The organism is Sphingomonas olei (assembly GCF_045369765.1).
Classification (GTDB): Bacteria; Pseudomonadota; Alphaproteobacteria; order Sphingomonadales; family Sphingomonadaceae; genus Sphingomonas; species Sphingomonas panaciterrae.
In genome coordinates this window covers 95,106-115,268 of the sequence record NZ_JBIQEU010000005.1, presented here as the reverse complement: position 1 = coordinate 115,268, position 20,163 = coordinate 95,106, and the positions used below count along the sequence as shown (strand labels likewise).

Below are 20,163 nucleotides of genomic sequence, written 5' to 3'. Positions count from 1 at the left end.
CCCGCGAAGGCTGGAACCCATATCCTCCAACGCCGCGGCCTCCATCAGGACCGCGGCGTTCATGTATCGGCTATTCGCGACGCGCCCGCTCAGAACAGCCCGAGCGCCGCGACATCCTCTTTCGACAGGTCGATGCCGAACATCATGCTCAGCCGCATGCGATAGACGCGCGGATCCTCGATCACCGCCGCCGTCTCCTCCTCGCCCGCCCGCCGGCGATACTGCCGGTCGGTCAGCGTCGCCAAGCCGTGCGGCAGTACGATGCTCACCACCTTCAGCGTGGTGAAGCGGGTGTCGGGCGCGGTCGACGTCCAGCGGTTCGCCATCTCCAGATCCGCCGGCCACACCGTGTCGGTGGTGAAGCTGTACTGCGGCTGGAAGCCCTCGCCCCCGCCACGCCCGTCGGTGGTCGCGCTATGGCCATAGCGCAGCAGCATCCAGCCATGCTCCGCATCGCGCACCAGCCGGAACGTCGCGCCATCGGGCGCCTCCGCCTCGGCGCCATCCACCAGCGGCATCACCGGGGTGTAGCTGCCGCCAAAGCCCGGATCCGCGATCCACTGCTCGTCGCCGAAGGTCACGAGGCTCAGCGTATGCGTCTTGGGCGGCACGCCGCCGCCGTTCAGCCACACCCGCGCCAGCAGCGGCCGCGCCTCGAACCCCAGCGCTTCCAGCGCATCCAGGAACAGCCGGTTATGCTCGAAACAATAGCCGCCGCGCCCGGCGACAACGAGCTTGCCGAACACCGCGTCGGACGAAATGTCGATCCCGCGTCCCAGCGGCACGTCGAGATTCTCGAACGGGATTGCCAGTCGGTGCGCGCGCTGCACCGCCGACAGGCCATGATGGTCGACCGTCGCGCGTGCCGGCAGGCGGATGCGCTCCAGATAGGCGGGAAGGTTGAACGGCAAGCTCATGCGGCAAACGCCTCCGCCTCGAGCGCGTAGAGCGGCGCGGCCGGCGCCTCCGCCGCGGCGCGCAGGCCCAGCGCCTCGGGCACGATCTGGTCGAGGTAGAAGGCAACGACCGCCTTCTTCGCCTTGCCGAACGCATCATCGCCAGCCTCGGCCGCTTCCCGCTCCAGCAGCCAGCCGCACGTCGCGACCGACAGCATCGTCAGGAACGGATAGCTCGCGGCCAGCCGATCATCAGCATCCGCCGTCTGCAACCGCCGGCCGACCGAGTCGCACGCGGCGACCAGCTCGCCCAGCGCCGGATGCTCGGCGCCGCGCAGATCCTCGATCAGCGTCGCGAACGCTGCGCCATTGGACAGCGACAGCTTGCGCCCCACCAGATCCGCCGCCTGAATGCCGTTCGTCCCCTCATAGATCGGGGTGATGCGCGCATCGCGGAAGAACTGTGCCGCGCCCGTCTCCTCGATATAACCCATGCCGCCATGCACCTGCACGCCGAGGCTCGCGACCTCGTTGCCGATGTCGGTGCCATGCGCCTTGGCCAGCGGCGTCGCGATCTCCAGCCGGTCACGCGCCGCCGCGTCACCCAGATTGGCGCGATCCACCTGCCCCGCGGCATAATAGACCAGCGCCCGCGCGGCCTGCGTCTGCGCCTTCATCCGCATCAGCATGCGGCGAACGTCGGGATGCTCGATGATCGCCGCGGCCTTGCCCTCGCGCGCGCCCTGGATCCGCTCGCGGGCATATTCCACCGCCTTCTGCGTCGCGGCCTCGGCCACCTGCACACCCTGCAGGCCGACGTTGAGGCGCGCATTGTTCATCATCGTGAACATCGCGCGCATGCCACCGAACTCCGGCCCGATCAGCTCACCCACACAATCGTCATGATCGCCGAACGACAGCACGCACGTCGGCGAGGCATGGAGCCCCATCTTGTGCTCGATCGAAACGACGCGAACGTCGTTGGACGTGCCGTCGCTGCGCACCTTGGGCACCAGGAACAGCGAAATGCCCTTCGTCCCCTTGGGCGCATCGGGCGTCCGGGCGAGCACCAGGTGGACGATATTGTCAGCGAGGTCATGGTCGCCGAACGAGATGAAGATCTTCGTCCCCTTGATCGAAAACGTGCCGTCGCCGCGCGGTGTGGCGGTCGCGCGCAGCGCGCCGACGTCGCTGCCGGCCTGCGGCTCCGTCAGGTTCATCGTGCCGGTCCACTCACCGGTGGCGAGCTTCGGCAGCCACGTCGCCTGCTGCTCGGGCGTGCCATGGTGCTGCAACGCCTCGATCGCACCCACCGACAGGATCGGCGCCAGCGCAAATCCCATGTTGGCGCTGCCCAGCGTCTCCAGCACGGCGCATTGCACCGCGAAGGGCAGGCCCTGCCCGCCGAACTCCTCCGGTACGCCGATCGTGCCCCAGCCGCCCTCGACATAGGCCTTGTACGCGGCCTTGTAGCCGTCGGGCATCACCACGCCGTCGGGCGTCCACTTCGCGCCCACCGTGTCCCCGGCGCGCGCCAGCGGCGCCCATTCGCCCGCGGCCAGCTGCCCGATTCCCTCCAGCACCGCCTCGATCACGTCGGGGCTGGCGGCATGGTAGCGTTCCGTAGCGGCAAGCTCGGCAATGCGCACGATATGCTCGAGCACGAAACGCTGCTCGGCGACCGGGGCGGTGTAAGGCATGTTCTTCTCCAGTGTCGCGCCGCTATACCGTCCGGCGATGACGGCTCAAATCCCTCGAATTTTGCCCTTTGGTGATGCTGCGATCACCCAGGCGGCGGCGCTGATCCACGCGGGCGGGATCGTCGCCGTGCCGACGGAAACGGTATATGGGCTCGCTGCCGACGCAACCAATGCCGATGCCGTCGCGCGGATCTACGCCGCCAAGGGCCGGCCGAGCTTCAACCCGCTGATCGTCCACCTGCCCGATCGCGCCGCCGCCGAACGGATTGCCGTATTCGACGATGCCGCCCGCGCGCTCGCGAATCGCTGGTGGCCGGGGCCCCTGACCCTCGTCCTGCCGCTGCGCCCCGACGCCGGGATCGCCGGCCTCGTCACCGCCGGCCTCGACACGATCGCGCTCCGGGTGCCGGCGCACCGCGCGATGCAGGCGCTGCTGCACGCCTCGGCTCGCCCGCTCGCCGCCCCCTCCGCCAACGCCAGCAACGCGATCAGCCCGACCCGCGCCGAACACGTCGCTGCCAGCCTGGGCAACCGCGTGCCGCTGATCCTCGACGACGGCCCCACGACCGCAGGCCTCGAATCCACCATCGTCGGCAACGGCACGATCCTGCGCCCCGGTCCCATCACCGCCGAACAACTAGGCCTGTCAGCTGCCGCCCCCAGCGCAAAGGTCACCGCCCCCGGCCAGCTCGCCACCCATTACGCCCCCGCCAAGCCGCTGCGCCTCAACGCCACGGAGCAGCAAGGCGACGAATGGCTGATCGGTTTCGGTAAGATCGCAGGCGACGACACCCTGTCCGCCACCGGCGATCCCGTAGAGGCCGCCGCCCGCCTGTTCGACGCGCTCCACCGCGCCGACGCCGCCGCGCCTCCACGCATCGCCATCGCCCCCGTGCCGGACAGCGGCATCGGCGCAGCGATCAACGACCGCCTGCGCCGCGCCGCACATCGCTAGCGATCAGGCGGAGACGGTCACCGCCTTGGATCGCGCCGCGAAGCTCTTGCGCAGCTTCTGCAGCTTGGGCGGGATCACCGCCATGCAATAGGGGTTCCGCTGCCCCTCGCCGTTCCAATATTCCTGATGGTAATCCTCGGCCGGATACCATTCGTCGGCATATTCGATCGTGGTGACGATCGGCTTGTCATGATCGGCCTGCGCCCGCGCGATCGCCTGGTTCGCCTGCTCCTCCTGCATCACCGTCATCGGGAAAATGGCAGAGCGGTATTGCGTGCCCACGTCATTGCCCTGGCGATTGAGCTGCGTCGGATCATGCGTCGCGAAGAAGATGTCGAGCAGGTCGCCATAGCTGATCTGCTGCGGATCGAAACCGACGCGGATCGCCTCGGCATGGCCGGTATCGCCGCTGCACACCTGCTTGTACGTCGGGTTGGGCACGGTGCCGCCGATATAGCCGCTCTCGACGCTTTCCACGCCGATCACGTCCTTGAACACGGCCTCGGTGCACCAGAAGCAGCCACCGGCAAGCGTCGCATATTCGGTCATGGATGCAGTCTCCTTTGCGGCCCATGTAGGAAGCCGCTAGGTCGCACGCAAAGAGGGAGATCGACATGGCGCTTGGCGGCGAAACTTTGGGCGGCAAGGTGATGGTGACGGGCGGGGCCGGCTATATCGGCAGCCACGCGGTGCTGGCGCTGCTCGATTCCGGCCATGACGTCGTGGTGATCGACAATCTCGTCACCGGGTTCGATTGGGCGGTCGATCCGCGCGCCGCCTTCGTCAACATCGCGGTCGAGGATCCGGGCGTGCGCGACGTGATCCGCGATCACAACGTCCGCGCGATCATGCACTTCGCCGGCTCGGTGGTGGTGCCCGAATCAGTCGAAAACCCGCTCAAATATTATAGCAACAACACCGCCGCCACGCGCAGCCTGATCGAAAGCGCGGTCGAAGAGGGCGTCCCGCACTTCATCTTCTCCTCGACCGCCGCGACCTACGGCAACCCGACCAAGGTGCCGATCACGGAGAGCGATCCGCAAGCACCGATCAACCCCTATGGCATGTCGAAACTGATGACGGAGGCGATGCTGCGCGATGTCGCCGCGGCACACCCGATGAACTATGGCGCGCTTCGCTATTTCAACGTCGCCGGCGCCGATCCCCAATCGCGCAGCGGCCAGTCGACGGTGGGCGCCACCCACCTCATCAAGATCGCGGTCGAGGCCGCGACCGGCAAGCGCGAAGCGGTCGGCGTGTTCGGCACCGATTTCGCCACCCGCGACGGCACCGGCGTGCGCGATTACATCCACGTCTCCGATCTCGCCGACGCGCATGTCGCCGCGCTGAAGCAGCTGGTCGCCGCGCCGACCGAAAGCTTCACCTTCAACTGCGGCTATGGCCGCGGCTTCTCGGTGCTCGAAGTGCTCGACGCGGTTGACCGGGTCACCAACATGACGATCGAGCGCCGCATCGAAGGGCGCCGCGCGGGCGACCCCGCCGAGCTCGTGGCGGACAATAGCGCGATCCTCGCCGCGCTCGATTGGCAGCCCAAGCGCGCCGATCTCGATGGCATCGTGCGCGATGCGCTCGCCTGGGAACGCAAGCTGGCGGAGATGGGTAAATGAAGTTGCGATCGCTCCTGTTCGTCCCCGGCGACCGGCCGGAACGCTTCCCCAAGGCAGCCGCGACCGGCGCCGACGCGCTGATCCTCGACCTTGAGGATGCCGTCGCCCCGGATCGCAAGCCGGAGGCGCGCGCTGCGGTGCGCGCCTGGATCGAGGCGCCGCGCGACCCTGGTCCCGCCATCTTCGTGCGCATCAACCCGATCGACAGCGATGAGGTCGCGGCCGACCTGGAGGCGCTCGCCGGCCTGTCGTTCGACGGCATCGTCCTGCCCAAGGCGGAGGGCGCGTCCTCCGTCGCCACGCTCACCGACCGCCTGCCCGGCGACTACGCGATCCTGCCTGTCGCCAGCGAGACGGCGGCGGCGGTGTTCCAGCTCGGCACCTTCGGCAGCGTCGCCGGCCGCCTCGCCGGCCTCACCTGGGGCGCCGAGGATCTCCCCGCCGCGATTGGCGCGACCAGCGCGCGTGAGGAGGACGGCAGCTACACCGATCCCTATCGCGTCGTCCGCGCGCTCACCCTGTTCGGCGCGCATGCCGCCGGCGTTCCCGCGATCGAGACGGTGTTCCCCGATTTCCGCAACCTCGACGGCCTCGCCGCCTATGCCGCGCGCGGCCGCCGCGACGGCTTCACCGGCATGCTCGCGATCCACCCGACGCAGGTGGCCGTCATCAACCAGGCCTTCACCCCCAGCGAGGCCGAAATCACCCACGCCCGCGCCGTCATCGCCGCGTTCGAGGCCAATCCAGGCGCCGGCGCGCTTCAGCTCGACGGGAAGATGATCGACGCCCCACACCTCAAAAGCGCCCGCCGCCTGCTCGCCCTGGTGGAATAACCCCCGCGGCGGCGGTCAGTACATGTGCTGGCCGCCGTTGATGCTCAGCGTCGATCCGGTAACGAAGCCCCCGTCCTCCGAACAGAGGAAGGCGACGCCGCGCGCGATCTCCTGCGCACGGCCCAGCCGCCCGACGGGGATCTTGGCGACGATCTTGTCCAGCACCTCGCCCGGCACCGCCGCCACCATGTCAGTGTCGATATAGCCGGGCGCGATGGCATTGACGGTCACGCCGACGCGCGCCCCTTCCAGCGCCAGCGCCTTGGTGAAGCCGTGGATGCCGCTCTTCGCCGCGGCGTAATTCACCTGGCCATATTGCCCGGCCTGGCCGTTGATCGACCCGATGTTGACGATCCGCCCCCATTGTCGCTCGCGCATTCCCGGAAACACCGCCTTGGCCATGTTGAAACACCCGCCAAGGTTGGTGTCCATGACTTCCTTCCACATTTGGTAGGTCATCTTCATGAAGGTGCCGTCGCGGGTGATGCCGGCATTGTTGACCAGCACGTCAACCGGGCCCAGCGCCGCCTCCACGTCGGCAACCCCCGCCAGGCACGCCTCATGATCGCTGACGTCCCAGCGGACTGCGCGGATGCCGGTACGCGCGGTGAAATCCGCCGCACGCGCGTCGTTGCCGGCATAATTGGCGGCGACGGTCAGCCCCATGTCGCGCAACGCGATGCTGACGGCTTCCCCGATGCCCCGCGTGCCGCCAGTGACGATCGCAACCCGCCCCATCAGTCCCCCCTCGTTCAGTGTCCGCGAACGCTAGGTGACGGGCAGCCAGCCTTCAAGCTCGCGGCGGATCAGCGTGCGTAACAAATCAAGTCCGACCGGGCTGTCGTTCAGGCACGGCAGATAGGCAAAGTCGCTGCCCCCCGCCTCGATGAACGTCTCGCGCCCGCGGATCGCCAGTTCCTCCAGCGTTTCAAGGCAGTCGGCGGAAAAGCCCGGCGCCACGATCGCCACTTTGCGGATGCCGCGCGCGGGCAACTCGGCCAGGACCACATCGGTCGCCGGTTCCAGCCAGCGGGCGCGGCCGAACCGCGACTGGAAGGTGATCGTCACCTCGCGCCCCAGCGCCTCGCCCAGCAGCCGCGCCGTTTTCTGGCACTGGCAATGATAGGGGTCGCCCAGCTTCAGCGTCCGCTCGGGCATCCCGTGGAAACTGGTCAGCAGCGCGTCGGGGGTAAAGGGGAGCGCGGCGATTGCCTCGCGCACCGACGTCGCCAGCGCGGCGATATAGGCGGGATCGTCATGATACGGCGGCAGCGTGCGGATCGCCGGCTGCCAGCGCATCTGCGCCAGCTTGGCAAAGGCCTTGTCGTTCGCTGTCGCCGTCGTCGCGCCAGAATATTGCGGGTACAGCGGCGCCAGCAGGATGCGGTCGCAGCCACCATCCTTCAGCGCCTGGATCCGGTCGCCGATCGCCGGATTGCCGTAGCGCATGGCGTAATCCACCGTGACGCCCGGCCCGAAGTCACCGGCCAGTGCCTGCGCCTGTGCGCGCGTGATCGCCGCCAGTGGCGAACCATCTTCGCGCCACACCTGCTGATAGGCGTGCGCCGACTTCTTGGGTCGCGTGGTCAGCACCGCACCGCGCAAAATGGGCTGCCAGATCAGCCGCGGGATCTCGACGACACGGGGGTCCGACAGGAATTCCGCCAGATAGCGGCGCACCGCGGGCGGATCGGGCGCGTCGGGCGTGCCGAGGTTGATCAGCAGGACGCCGATACGGCGCGGCGCGATCGGGGGGTGATCGGGGGGCGGGGTCATGATGCTCCAAACGGCAGGGTGCGGGGGCGGTTGCCCGCGGCGGCGGCCAGCGCGTTGGCGATGGCGGGGGCAACCGCCACGACGCCAAGGTCGCTGACCCCGCCCGGATCGCCCCGGCTGGGGATGAGTTCGACGGTGATCTCCGGCGTATCCGCCAGCCGCGGCAACCGCAGGTCGCCCAGCGTGCGCGTATCGGCCAGCCCGGCGGTGAAATGCGGCGCCCGGCCGGTCGCCAGCGCCAGGCCCAGCAGGATGCCGCCCTCCACCTGCTGGCGTACGACATCGGGGTTGATCGCCCGCCCGCAATCCACCGCAGCGACGATCCGATCGACCTTCACCCCGCCGCTGCCGCCCTGCTGCGCCTCCGCGACCAGCGCGATCCGGCTGCCGGCCATGGCATGACACGCCAGCCCCTGCCCCGTGCCCGCCGCCCCGCCGTCCCACTCGCCCAACGCGGCGGCGGTGCTGAGGCAGCGCGCGAGCTGCGGGTCATGACCCAGCATCCCGATCCGGTAGGACATCGGCTCGGTCCCGGCACGATGCGCCAGCTCGTCGATGAAACATTCGGTGAAGAACGCATTGGCGCGAGCCGCCCCGCCGCGCAGATGCCCGACCGTCAGCGGGATATCGGCCGGATGGTGGAGGATCGACGCCGCTGGAAAGGCATAAGGCGGCACCGCGCCGGCCATCGCATAGCCATCCGCGCGCTCGGGCAGGAACATCGTCGACCGCGCCAGCGCATCATGGCCCAGCAAGCGGTCGGTTAGCGCCGCGCCGGTCGCGGGGGTGGCGATGCGCGCCTGCCAATCCAGGATCCGCCCGTCGCTCGCCAGCCGCGCGGCCATGCGCGCACGCGCCGGCGCGCCGAACCGGTCGTGCAGCGTCGCCTCGCGCCGCGTCCATAGCAGCTGCACCGGCCGGCGCAGCGTCGCCGCCAGGATCGCGGCCTGCTCCACCGCCTCATGGTCGAGCGCGCGGCCGAACGATCCGCCGATCATCATCGGATGGATGGTGACGGCCTGTTCGGACACGCCGATCGCGCGCGCGGCGGCGGCACGGGCCAGCCCCGGCGCCTGCGTCGGCGCCCATAGTTCCAGCCGGTCGCTGTGCCACCATGCGGTCGCGGACGGCGTCTCCAGCGATGCGTGGACACCGGGCCCGATCGCGTAGCTCGCGCGCGCCACATCGCCCGCCAGCTCGTCCGCCGCCTCGCCGTGCCGCGCAAACGCCAGTGCGGGTCGCTCGAACGCCGCCTCCAGTCCGGCATCGATCGCCGCGCTGTCCGCCAGCCCACCGCGCGTCTCGAACCGCGGGCGAAGCGCCGCCAGCCCCTGGATCGCCGCCCAGCTGGTGTTGGCGACCACCGCCACCCAATGCGGATTCTCGATCACCCCGGTCACGCCGCGCACCCGGTCCGCCGCCGGCTTGTCGACCCGCACCAGCCGGCTGCGCGCAACGCCCGCGGGCCCCTGCGCGATCGTCGCGAAGACCATGTCGGGCAGCCGCACATCGGCGGTGAAGTTCACCGATCCATCGACCTTCGCCGGCGCGTCCAGCCGCGGCAGCGACTGGCCCGACAACCGACCCTCGTCACCAAAGCGCAGCGGCAATTCCTCGGGCAGGTCGAACCCCGCGGCTTCCGCCGCCAGCTCGCCGAACCGCAGCCGCCGGTTGCCGTTGACGACAAAGCCGTCGGCGGTGTCGCATTCCCCCCAGTCAACGCCCCAGCGCTTCGCCGCCGCCTTCGTCAGCAGCACGCGCGCCGCCGCCCCCGCCTCGCGCAGCGGCGCCTCGAACATCCGCACGGAGGTGGAGCCGCCGGTCAGCACCAGCCCCGATCGCACCCAATGCTCGCGCCGGATCGCGTCGGGCACCTGCGCCAGTCCGCCGCCGAACAGCGCTGCCGCGGCCAGCGGATTGGCATAGGTCGGCCCCGGCACCGCCGCTTCCACCCCGATGGTGCGCCAGTCCGCACCCAGCTCGTCGGCCACGATCTGCGGCAGGGTGGTATAGACGCCCTGGCCATGCTCGGCCTGCGGCACGGCAATGGTGATGCGGCCGTTGTGCGCGATCTTCAGCCACGCGCCGATCGCGGTTTCGTTGCGCTCGGGCGCGAGGTCGACGGCATAATGGCGCGGCCACACCGCCCAGGCGAGCGCGAGCCCGGCCCCCGCCCCTCCGGTCACCAGCAAGGTTCGACGCGAGATCATCGCGCGGGTCTGTAGCGCGCTGCGATCATCGCGTCATTGCCCTGCGTTCGATGACAATTATCGACGGAAAGCGCCCGTGCGCGTCAGTCGACCGTCACCGCCAGCACATAACCCGCCATCTGCTGGCGGATCAGCTTCTTGTCGATCTTGCCCGTCGCGCCGAGCGGGATCTCCTCCACGAAGACCACATCGTCGGGCATCCACCATTTGGCGATCTTGCCCTCCAGGAACGCGAGCAGGTCGTCGCCCGTCGCTGCCTCACCCGGCTTCAGCTGGCACAGCAGGATCGGTCGCTCGTCCCATTTCGGATGCGCGACGCCGATCACCGCGGCGATCGCCACCGATGGGTGGCCGACCGCGATATTCTCGATCTCGATCGAGCTGATCCATTCGCCGCCCGATTTCACCACGTCCTTCGCGCGATCGGTGATCTGCATATAGCCGCGCCGGTCGATCGTCGCGACGTCGCCGGTGTCGAAATAGCCCTCCTCGTCGAGGATCTCGCCGCCCTCGCCACCGAAGTAGGAGGAGACGATCGTCGGCCCCTTGATCTTGAGGTGCCCGAACGTCTCGCCATCATGCGGCAGCGGATTGCCGTGATCATCGGTCAGCTTGAACTTCAGCCCGCACATCAGCCGGCCCTGCTTGATCTTATGTGCGACCTGCGCGTCGTCATCCATCGCCGCCACCTCGGCGCTGGGCGAGGACAGCGTGGCCAGCGGCGATGTCTCCGTCATCCCCCAGCCCTGCGTGACTTCGACGCCATATTCGTCGCGGAACGCACGGACCAGCGCCTCGGGCACCGCGGATCCGCCGATCGTCACCCGGCTGAGCGTGTCGATCCGCCGCCCCGACGTGCGCAGATACTGCAGCAGCCCCTGCCACACCGTCGGCACCGCGGCGGAATATGTGACGCCCTCGCTCTCGATCAGGTCGCAGATTGATTCGCCGTCCATCCGGGGCCCCGGCAGCACCAGCTTCGCGCCGACCGCGGGCGCGGAATAGACCACGCCCCAGGCATTGGCATGGTACATCGGCACCACCAGCAGCACCGTGTCACGTCCCGACAACGCCAGCGCATCGGCCTGCAGCGTCAGCATGGTATGGAGGTAGTTGGAGCGGTGCGAATACAGCACGCCCTTGGGATTGCCCGTCGTCCCGCTGGTGTAGCAGAGGCCGCAGGCGAGATTCTCGTCGAACCCGCCCCAGGCATATTCCGCCGGCTCGCCCGCGATCCAGTCGTCGAAGGCGGTAGCGGCATAATCGGTCGCCGGCATCGAGGCCGCGTCGCACAGGAAGATCACCCGCTCGATCGACGGCGCCTGCGGCAGCAATTGCCCGACCAGATCGGCACAATTGGGATCGGCCAGCAGGATGCGATCGCCGGCGTGATTGGCGATATAGACGATCTGTTCCAGGAACAGCCGCGGGTTCAGCGTGTGGAGCACCGCGCCCATATTGGTCGCACCATACCAGGCGGCGACATGGCGGTGCGTGTTCCACCCCATGGTGGCGACCCGGTCGCCCTGGCGGATGCCGGCGCGCGACAGCGCCGACGACACCTGCTTCGCCATGTCGCGGATGCTGGCGTAATTGCTGCGGGTCACATGGCCCGCCGCATCGCGCGACACGACCTCGCGCCCCGGCTGCCAGGTGGCGGCATGGTCGAGGAAGGTATCGACGGTCAGTTGCCCCGACTGCATCAGACCCAGCATCACATTCTCCATCTACGCGCCGGGCCTGCTGCCCCGGCCTCTTCGGTTTTCCACGCCATCGCGGTCGCCGACTGTGCGGCAGGGGACATGCCGGCACAAGGCCGCCCCGCGCCGCACGGCGTCAGCCGGCCTGCGCCGCCTTCCAGTCGCGCTTCACCTTCTTCGCCAGGCTCCATTTGTGAACCTCGGTGGGGCCGTCATAGATGCGGAAGGCGCGCACTTCGCGGAACACCTGCTCGACGATCGTGTCCCCGCTGACTCCCGTCGCCCCCATCACCTGGACGCAGCGATCGGCGATGCGCATCAGCGCCTCCGACACCGCGACCTTCGCCATCGAGCTTTCCACCGTGCCCAGCACGCCGGTGTCGAGCACGTCGGCGCACCAATCGATCATCAGCTCGGCCTGTTTCAGGTCGATCAGATTCTCCGCCAGCATGAAACCGACGCCTTCATGGTCGACCAACGGCTTGCCGAAGGCATGGCGGCGATTGGCGTAATCGGTCGCGATCTCGTGCGCACGGGCGCAGGCGCCGTGCCAGCGCATGCAGTGCGTCAGCCGCGCGGGCGCGAGGCGAACCTGCGCCAGCTTGAAGCCATCGCCGGGATCGCCCAGCATCTGGTCCGCCGGCACGCGAAGGTTGTCGATCGTCACCACCGAATGGCCGCCCGGCATCGAGCTGTCGATCGTGTCGAGCACGCGTTCGATGCGGATCGCAGGGTCGGGCAGGTCGACGAGGAACATCGACGCCCCTTCGTCGGCCTTGGCCATGACGATGCCGACCTTTGCGCCATCAGCGCCGGTGATGAACGTCTTGCGGCCGTTGATGACCCAATGGTTGCCGTCGCGCACTGCGGTGGTGCGCATCATCGACGGGTCGGAACCGGCGCCACCGCCGCCCTCGCCGTCCATCGCCGGCTCGGTCATGAAGAAGGCCGAACGCGCCTCGCCGGCGACGAGCGGCTTCAGGAACCGCTCCTTCAGCTCGGGGCTCGCCTTCTGGCCAAGCAGGTACATATTGCCCTCGTCCGGGGCCATCACGTTCACCGCCAGCGGCCCCAGCGGCGACAGGCCCGACGCGCGCAGCACGTCCGCCGTCTCGCGATGCGTCAAATGGCCACCGTCGGGCAGGATGTGCGGCGTCAGCACGCCCGCCTTGCGCGCCAGCCCGCGCATTTCCTGCACCAGTTCGTCGGATGGCCCGTGCGTGCCGCAGCGCGGATCCCGTTCGTACGGCACGATCGTCCCGCGCACGAACGCCTCGACCTTGGCGGCGATCTCCTGGCCTCTCGTCATCCCCATTCCCGCATGATTATTGTCAGATGAGGGGGCTAATGTCGTGTTTCGTTTCGTGTCGCCAGCCCTAACCCCCGCCGCGCACCGCGCCCGTCGTCTCGCAGAACCAGCGACAGGTGGCCGCAATCCCGTCCCCCAAGGCGATGCGCGGCTGCCATCCCAGCGCACGCAGCCGGCCTGAATCGACCAGCTTGCGCGGCGTGCCATCGGGCCTCGCCGGGTCCGCCACGATCGCGCCGTCGAACCCGATCGCGCGCGCCACCATCGCCGCCAGCTCGCGGATGGTCACTTCCTCGCCCGACCCGACGTTGATCGGCGCATCGTCCGAATAATGCATCATCAGGAACACGCAGGCGTCGGCCAGGTCGTCGACGTGCAGGAATTCACGCCGCGGCGTCCCGCTGCCCCAGATCGGCATCGCCACCGCCCCCGCAACGCGCGCCTCATGCGCCTTGCGGATCAGCGCCGGCAGGACATGACTCGATTCAAGGTCGAAATTATCGCCCGGACCATAAAGGTTGGTCGGCATTGCGGCGATGAAGTCGCAGCCGTGCTGGCGGCGATAGGCCTGGACCAGCTTGACCCCAGCGATCTTGGCGATCGCATACCATTGGTTGGTCGGCTCCAGCGGCCCGGCCAGCAGCGCCTCCTCGCGGATCGGCTGCTCTGCCAGCCGCGGGTAGATGCACGACGACCCGAGGAACAGCAGCTTCTCCACCCCCGATCGGTGCGCCGCCTCGATGACGTTCGCGGCGATCATCAGATTGTCGCGCAGGAAATCGGCCGGGTAACGATCATTGGCCAGGATCCCGCCGACCCTCGCCGCCGCCAGGAACACGGCATCCGGGCGGTTGGCTGCAAACCATGCCCGCACCGCCGCCTGATCCCTCAAGTCCAGCCCCGCACGATCGATGGTCACAATGGTGCACGCCTCGCGCTCCAGCCGGCGCACCAGCGCGGACCCCACCATCCCCCGATGCCCCGCTACGAAGACTCGCTTGCCCGCCAGCGCATAACGCGCCCCAATCATGCCGCCGCCCCGGTCACGGCCGTCCCGCTGATGATCGTCCCATGCGGGGCGCCTAATAGGGGCATGTCACGCGCCCCGGGCGATCGGAGCGGTCTTCATCTCCTCCAGGTCCGCCAGCACCATCTCGCGCGCGAGGTCACGCACCGGCGTCTCGTGCGACCAGCCCAGCTTCTGCTTCGCCTTGCGCGGGTCGCCGATCAGCAGATCGACCTCCGTGGGACGGAAATAGCGCGGATCCACTTCCACCCGGCAATCGCCGCTGCGCTCGCAATAGCCCTTTTCCGCCACTCCCTCGCCATCCCAGCGCAGCGTGATCCCGGCATCGGCGAACGCCCATTCGACGAAATGCCGCACCGGCGTCGTCTCGCCGGTCGCCAGCACATAATCGTCCGGCTCGTCCTGCTGCAGCATCATCCACATGCCGCGGACGTAGTCTCGCGCATGGCCCCAGTCGCGCCGCGCATCGAGGTTGCCGAGATACAGCCGCTCCTGCCGCCCCAGCCTGATCGCCGCCGCCGCCCGCGTAATCTTGCGCGTGACGAACGTCTCGCCGCGTACCGGGCTCTCGTGGTTGAACAGGATGCCGTTGGAGGCGTGCATCCCATATGCCTCGCGATAATTCACCACGATCCAGTAAGCGTACAGCTTCGCCACGCCATAGGGTGATCGCGGGTAGAAGGGCGTCGTCTCGCGCTGCGGCACTTCCTGCACCAGCCCGTACAACTCCGACGTCGACGCCTGGTAGAACCGCGTCGTCTGCTCCAGCCCCAGGATGCGGATTGCCTCCAGCAGCCGCAAGGTGCCGATCGCATCGGCGTTGGCGGTATATTCGGGCGATTCGAAGCTCACCTGCACATGGCTCTGCGCCGCCAGATTGTAGATTTCGGTCGGCTGCACCTGCTGCACCAGCCGGATCAGGTTGGTCGCGTCGGTCAGGTCGCCATAATGAAGGTGAAAGCGAGGATCGTCTTCGTGCGGATCCTGATAGATATGTTCGATCCGCCCCGTGTTGAACGAAGATGATCGTCGCTTCACGCCATGGACCTGATAGCCCTTGGCCAGCAGCAATTCGGACAGATACGCCCCGTCCTGCCCCGTCACGCCGGTGATCAGCGCCACCTTTCGCTGCGACATCATGTTTTCCCCGCCCCGTTAACCATGAGGCTAGGCGACGTTACTGGCGCCGGCAAGCCACAGGCGACGAAATGATGTGCCGCGGCAGGATCCTTGCCGCGCCGCAATGCGTTGATCCGTCGACCAGTCGGTCGCGCGGCGCCCCAGCGATCCCAACCCGTTGAAAAGCGGTGTATTCAGGAAAACGGTAATCGACTCTTTCGATCACCCACATTCAATATAAACGATTGGATCACTCGCTGCGGCGCACTATCTCGGGGCCTCGGATACACCCAAGGAGTTACGCATGTCGCTTATCGGCACGACCATCAAGCCGTTCGAGACCCAGGCCTACAAGGACGGCAAGTTCATCACCGTCACCGACGCCGATACCCGTGGCAAGTGGGCGGTGTTCTTCTTCTACCCGGCCGACTTCACCTTCGTGTGCCCGACCGAGCTGGAGGACCTCGCCGATCATTACGAGACGTTCCAGAAGATGGGCGTCGAGATCTACTCGGTGTCGACCGACACGCATTTCAGCCACAAGGCATGGCACGACACCTCGCCGGCGATCGGCAAGATCAAGTTCACCATGCTGGGTGACCAGAACCACACCATCTCGAACAATTTCGAGATCCTGCGCGCTGGCCAGGGCCTCGCCGATCGCGGCACCTTCGTCGTCGATCCCGATGGCGTGATCCAGCTGATGGAAGTCACCAGCGAAGGCGTCGGCCGCAACGCGGTCGAGCTGCTGCGCAAGATCAAGGCGGCGCAGTACATTGCGGCGCACCCGGGTGAGGTTTGCCCGGCGAAGTGGGAAGAGGGTGAAACCACGCTCGCCCCGTCGCTCGACCTCGTCGGCAAGATCTGAGCGGCAACGCACCGATCATGGACGGGGCAGCGTAACGGCCCCGTCCAGAACGCCGTCATGCCGGGCCCGTCCCGGCATCCACCACCCCGCAGGCGCGCCCCCGCGCCCGGTATGCGGGACAAGGATGGGCCCCGGCCACGCGGCCGGGGCGACGACGGTCCCCCCACCTGCCCTCACGCCAGCGGTGCGGCGCCCTCCCCCCGCGTCTCCCCCCTGCCCCCGACGCGAGGCCGCACCGCTGACGTGACGGCAGACAGCAATCACGAAAAGGGCTTTTGATGCTCGACCAGAACCTGAAGACCCAGCTCAAGGGTTATCTCGCCAACATCCGCCAGCCGATCGAGCTGGTCGCCTCCACCAACGACAGTGCCAAGTCGCGCGAGATGATGGAGCTGCTGGACGAGGTCGCCGCGCTGTCCGACCAGGTCAGCGTGGTGCGCGCCGACGACGACCAGCGTCGCCCCTCGTTCCTGATCCGCCGTGTCGGCACCGACATCGGCGTGCGCTTCGCCGGCGTGCCGATGGGGCATGAATTCACCTCGCTCGTCCTCGCGCTGCTGCAGGTCGGCGGCCACCCGTCGAAGCTGTCGCAGGAAGTGATCGCGCAGGTCCGGGCGCTCGACGGCGACTATCAGTTCGAAAGCTATTTCTCGCTCACCTGCCAGAACTGCCCCGACGTGGTGCAGGCGCTGAACCTGATGAGCGTGCTCAACCCGCGCATCCGCCACGTCGCGATCGAGGGCGGCGCCTTCCAGGACGAGGTCGAGGCGCGGCAGATCATGTCGGTCCCGGCGATCTTCCTCAACGGCGAGCCGTTCGCGCAGGGGCGCATGGACGTGGAGCAGATCCTCGCCAAGCTCGACACCGGCGCGGTCGCCCGCACCGCGGAGAAGATCTCGGCCAAGGAGCCGTTCGAGGTGCTCGTCGTCGGCGGCGGTCCGGCCGGCGCGTCGGCGGCGATCTATGCCGCGCGCAAGGGTATCCGCACTGGCATCGCCACCGAGCGGTTCGGCGGCCAGGTGCTCGACACCATGTCGATCGAGAATTTCATCTCCGTCCCGCATACCGAGGGGCCCAAGCTGGTCGCCCAGCTCGAGCAGCATGTCGGCGACTATGACGTCGACGTGATGAACCTGCAGAAGGCAGCGAAGCTCGTCCCGGCGACGCAGGAAGGCGGCCTCCACGAAGTGACGCTGGAAAGCGGCGCAACGCTGAAGGCGCGCACCGTGATCCTGTCGACCGGCGCACGCTGGCGCCAGATGAACGTGCCGGGCGAGGACGCCTATCGCAACAAGGGCGTGACCTATTGCCCGCACTGCGATGGCCCCTTGTTCAAGGGCAAGCGCGTCGCGGTGATCGGTGGCGGCAATTCGGGCGTTGAGGCCGCGATCGACCTCGCCGGCATCGTCGCCCATGTGACGCTGATCGAGTTCGACCGTGACCTGCGCGCCGACGCGGTGCTTCAGCGCAAGCTCGCCAGCCTCCCGAACGTGAAGGTCATCACCTCTGCGCTCACCACCGAGGTGAAGGGCGACGGCAGCAAGGTGACCTCGCTCACCTACAAGGATCGCAATCACGACACGCTGCATGAGATCGAGCTGGAGGGCATCTTCGTCCAGATCGGCCTCGTCCCCAACACCGAATGGCTGAAGGACACGGTCGCCCTGTCCAACCGCGGCGAGATCGAGATCGACCATCGCGGCGAAACCTCGCGCCCCGGCATCTTCGCGGCCGGCGACTGCACGACCGTGCCGTACAAGCAGATCGTGATCGCGATGGGCGAGGGGTCGAAGGCGTCGCTCTCGGCGTTCGACTATCTCATCCGCCTGCCCGCCGACCTCGCCGAGGCAGCCTGATCCACCAGCCCCGGCGCCCGCGCGGGCGCCGGGGCGACCGGCCCGCCCCTGTTGTCTTAAGCTCGCCGCAATGCTCAGGCGTTAGGGCGGCGCCAGACACAGGGAAGCGGAGCATATGGCCTATCTCGTCACCGGCGTGGCCGGGTTCATCGGTGCCGCCGTCGCGCGGCAACTGCTTGATCGCGGCGAGCAGGTCGTCGGCATCGACAATCTCAACGATTATTATGCCGTCCAGCTGAAGCACGATCGCCTCGCGACGCTCGCCGGAGCGAACTTCACCTTCACTGCTGTCGACATCGCCGACCAGGCGGCGCTCACCGCCGCGCTGGCACCGCACCGCATCACCCATATCGTCCATCTCGCCGCGCAGGCGGGCGTGCGCTACTCGCTCACCAACCCGCACGCCTACGTCCAGTCGAACGTCGTCGGGCAGGTCAATCTGCTCGAATATGCCCGGTCATGCGACGGCCTCGTGTCGATGAGCTACGCCTCCTCCAGCTCGGTCTATGGCGGCAATACCAAGCTGCCGTTCGCCGAGGATGATCGCGTCGACGCGCCGGTCTCGCTCTATGCCGCGACCAAGAAGTCGGACGAGCTGATGGGCCATGTCTATGCCCATCTCTATCGCGTGCCGCTGACCGGCCTCAGGTTCTTCACCGTCTACGGCCCGTGGAGCCGCCCCGACATGGCGACCTGGCTGTTCACCGACGCGATTCTGAAGGGCAAGCCGATCCGCGTCTTCAACAATGGCGACATGAGCCGCGATTTCACCTTCATCGACGATATCGTCTCCGGCGTGATCGCGGTGACCGACAGCCCGCCGGCCGACGATGGCAGCCGTCCGCCGCACCGGGTCTACAACATCGGCAACAACAAGCCCGAACGGCTGTTGCACATGATCGACGTGCTGGAGGATGCGATCGGCATCAAGGCGGTGCGCAGCCTGGAGCCGATGCAGCCCGGCGACGTCCCGGCCACTTATGCCGACATTTCCGCGATCCAGCGCGACCACGGCTTTGCCCCCACCACCCCGATCGAGGTCGGCATCCCCCGCTTCGTCGACTGGTTCAAAAGCTACCACGGCATCGCCTAGCGCCGTCCTTCGTCATTCCCGCGCAGGCGGGAATCCATAATCGCAACCCTCGCCGCGCACGCGGCGCCGCTGTCCTACATCCCTCCAACGCGCCTATGTTCTTCTTCTGTTCCAACGCAGGAGAGGAATATGATCGACGATCTCATCAACGGCGTGATCGACCGTGAGGGCGGCTACGTCCACCATCCGGCGGACCGCGGCGGCGCGACTCGCTGGGGCATTACGGAGGCGGTGGCCCGCGCCAACGGCTATGCCGGCGACATGCGCCATTTCGCGCGTGAGGCCGCCGCCGTCATCTACCGCCGCATCTACTGGCAGCGCCCCCGGATCGATGACGTGGCGCAGCGCGCGCCGAGCATCGCAGCCGAATTGTTCGACACCGGCGTCAACATGGGGCCGGCGGTCGCCGTCGCCTTCCTCCAGCGCGCGCTGAACGCGCTCAATCGCGGCGCACGCGATTACCCGGACATATTGCTCGACGGCCGCATCGGTCCGCAGACGCTGGGCGCGCTCGACGGCTTCCTCGCGACGCGCGGCGCGGCCGGAGAGACGGTGCTGCTCAAGGCGCTCGAGGCGCTGCAGGGCGAACGCTACGTCTCGCTCGCCGAGCGCCGCCCCGCAAACGAGGCATTCCTCTACGGCTGGCTCGCCAACCGCCTCGTCTGAAGGAGAAGGCAAAATGGCATTGCTCGATACCATCATCGGCCCGGTCGCCGGGCTGATCGACAAGATCATCCCCGATCCCAAGGCGCGCGAGGCGGCGAAGCTCGAATTGCTCCGCCTCGAAGGATCGCAGGAACTCGACCGGCTGAAGGCACAGATGGCCGCTGTGCTGGCGGAGGCGGAATCGCCCGATCCCTGGACCAGCCGGGCACGGCCGAGCTTCCTCTACGTCATGTACGTGCTGCTGCTCTGGTCGATCCCGATGGGGATCATCGCCGCCGTCAGCCCGTCGACCGCACGGGTCATCGCCAGCGGCATGAACGCCTATCTCTCCGGCATTCCGGAGCCGCTCTACGCGCTCTTCGCCACCGGCTATCTCGGCTACACCGTCGCGCGCGAATGGGGGAAGGCAAAGGCGCGGTGACCTCTTCTCTCCCTCCTGTGCGCAAGGTTCGGGAAGTTTGGCCCCCGCAAAACCCTGCCGTGCCGGCGTCCGGGGGTCTGTTCCACGCCCCCCATCCACCCTACAT

Annotated in this window: 18 protein-coding genes; 8 read left to right on the top strand and 10 right to left on the bottom strand. The window is 67.9% G+C overall.

Features of this window, described 5'->3' with window-relative positions:
• Positions 1–89 precede the first annotated feature (89 nt).
• Both ACH0BU_RS08240 and ACH0BU_RS08235 read right to left on the bottom strand, forming a co-directional pair.
• Positions 90–917 (bottom strand): arylamine N-acetyltransferase family protein, encoded by an 828-nt coding sequence (locus tag ACH0BU_RS08240; RefSeq protein ID WP_296222676.1) that lies wholly within the window; start codon positions 915–917, stop codon positions 90–92.
• Positions 914–2,596 carry an acyl-CoA dehydrogenase family protein gene (locus tag ACH0BU_RS08235; RefSeq protein ID WP_296222675.1) on the bottom strand — a complete coding sequence of 561 codons (1,683 nt, stop codon included), beginning with the start codon at positions 2,594–2,596 and terminating at the stop codon, positions 914–916. The genes ACH0BU_RS08240 and ACH0BU_RS08235 overlap by 4 nt, the downstream gene beginning before the upstream one ends.
• Positions 2,597–2,633: 37 nt before the next feature.
• Between ACH0BU_RS08235 and ACH0BU_RS08230 the strand changes: the two genes are divergently transcribed.
• Positions 2,634–3,551 (top strand): L-threonylcarbamoyladenylate synthase, encoded by a 918-nt coding sequence (locus ACH0BU_RS08230; RefSeq protein WP_296222674.1) that lies wholly within the window; start codon positions 2,634–2,636, stop codon positions 3,549–3,551.
• Between the two features lie 3 nt (positions 3,552–3,554).
• Here the strand turns inward: ACH0BU_RS08230 and msrA are convergent, their stop codons facing one another.
• Positions 3,555–4,100, bottom strand: coding sequence for a peptide-methionine (S)-S-oxide reductase MsrA (msrA, locus tag ACH0BU_RS08225; RefSeq protein ID WP_296222673.1), 546 nt, complete (start codon positions 4,098–4,100; stop codon positions 3,555–3,557).
• 65 nt (positions 4,101–4,165) lie between these two features.
• On the opposite strand from msrA, the gene galE reads away from it, so the two are divergent.
• Together galE and ACH0BU_RS08215 are read left to right on the top strand one after the other, a co-directional pair.
• On the top strand, positions 4,166–5,179 hold the full coding sequence (gene galE / locus ACH0BU_RS08220) for a UDP-glucose 4-epimerase GalE (RefSeq protein ID WP_314471730.1): 1,014 nt from the start codon (positions 4,166–4,168) through the stop codon (positions 5,177–5,179).
• A complete protein-coding gene (locus tag ACH0BU_RS08215) occupies positions 5,176–6,012 on the top strand; it encodes an aldolase/citrate lyase family protein (protein WP_314471731.1) in 837 nt (278 codons plus the stop codon). Before galE ends, ACH0BU_RS08215 begins: the two co-directional genes overlap by 4 nt.
• 15 nt (positions 6,013–6,027) lie before the next feature.
• Here the strand turns inward: ACH0BU_RS08215 and phbB are convergent, their stop codons facing one another.
• The 7 genes from phbB to gmd all read right to left on the bottom strand — a co-directional run bounded on the left by phbB (position 6,028) and on the right by gmd (position 15,171).
• Positions 6,028–6,750, bottom strand: a complete 723-nt coding sequence (gene phbB, locus ACH0BU_RS08210) for an acetoacetyl-CoA reductase (protein WP_125946390.1) — start codon at positions 6,748–6,750, stop codon at positions 6,028–6,030.
• A gap of 30 nt (positions 6,751–6,780) precedes the next feature.
• Positions 6,781–7,788, bottom strand: a complete 1,008-nt coding sequence (gene hemH, locus ACH0BU_RS08205; RefSeq protein WP_296220890.1) for a ferrochelatase — start codon at positions 7,786–7,788, stop codon at positions 6,781–6,783.
• Positions 7,785–9,998, bottom strand: coding sequence for a molybdopterin cofactor-binding domain-containing protein (locus tag ACH0BU_RS08200; RefSeq protein WP_296220892.1), 2,214 nt, complete (start codon positions 9,996–9,998; stop codon positions 7,785–7,787). The genes hemH and ACH0BU_RS08200 overlap by 4 nt, the downstream gene beginning before the upstream one ends.
• Positions 9,999–10,081: 83 nt before the next feature.
• Positions 10,082–11,713 (bottom strand): long-chain-fatty-acid--CoA ligase, encoded by a 1,632-nt coding sequence (locus tag ACH0BU_RS08195; protein ID WP_296220894.1) that lies wholly within the window; start codon positions 11,711–11,713, stop codon positions 10,082–10,084.
• Between the two features lie 121 nt (positions 11,714–11,834).
• The gene (locus ACH0BU_RS08190) at positions 11,835–13,007 is read right to left on the bottom strand and encodes an acyl-CoA dehydrogenase family protein (RefSeq protein WP_046407034.1); all 1,173 of its coding nucleotides are present in this window, start codon (positions 13,005–13,007) and stop codon (positions 11,835–11,837) included.
• A gap of 67 nt (positions 13,008–13,074) precedes the next feature.
• Positions 13,075–14,037 (bottom strand): GDP-L-fucose synthase, encoded by a 963-nt coding sequence (fcl, locus tag ACH0BU_RS08185; RefSeq protein ID WP_296220898.1) that lies wholly within the window; start codon positions 14,035–14,037, stop codon positions 13,075–13,077.
• Between the two features lie 66 nt (positions 14,038–14,103).
• Complete coding sequence (gene gmd, locus ACH0BU_RS08180; RefSeq protein WP_296220900.1) at positions 14,104–15,171, bottom strand: GDP-mannose 4,6-dehydratase; 1,068 nt, start codon at positions 15,169–15,171, stop codon at positions 14,104–14,106.
• A gap of 286 nt (positions 15,172–15,457) precedes the next feature.
• On the opposite strand from gmd, the gene ahpC reads away from it, so the two are divergent.
• The 5 genes from ahpC (at position 15,458) to ACH0BU_RS08155 (ending at position 20,057) form a co-directional block, all read left to right on the top strand.
• A complete protein-coding gene (ahpC, locus tag ACH0BU_RS08175; RefSeq protein WP_046406992.1) occupies positions 15,458–16,021 on the top strand; it encodes an alkyl hydroperoxide reductase subunit C in 564 nt (187 codons plus the stop codon).
• Between the two features lie 278 nt (positions 16,022–16,299).
• Entirely contained in the window at positions 16,300–17,877 is a 1,578-nt protein-coding gene (ahpF, locus tag ACH0BU_RS08170) for an alkyl hydroperoxide reductase subunit F (protein WP_145117820.1), read from the top strand.
• Between the two features lie 115 nt (positions 17,878–17,992).
• On the top strand, positions 17,993–18,970 hold the full coding sequence (locus ACH0BU_RS08165; RefSeq protein WP_125946396.1) for an NAD-dependent epimerase/dehydratase family protein: 978 nt from the start codon (positions 17,993–17,995) through the stop codon (positions 18,968–18,970).
• 129 nt (positions 18,971–19,099) lie between these two features.
• Positions 19,100–19,636: a glycoside hydrolase family 108 protein gene (locus ACH0BU_RS08160; protein ID WP_296220901.1), complete on the top strand. Its 537-nt coding sequence runs from the start codon at positions 19,100–19,102 to the stop codon at positions 19,634–19,636.
• Between the two features lie 13 nt (positions 19,637–19,649).
• Positions 19,650–20,057, top strand: coding sequence for a holin family protein (locus tag ACH0BU_RS08155; protein ID WP_136451014.1), 408 nt, complete (start codon positions 19,650–19,652; stop codon positions 20,055–20,057).
• Positions 20,058–20,163 lie beyond the last annotated feature (106 nt).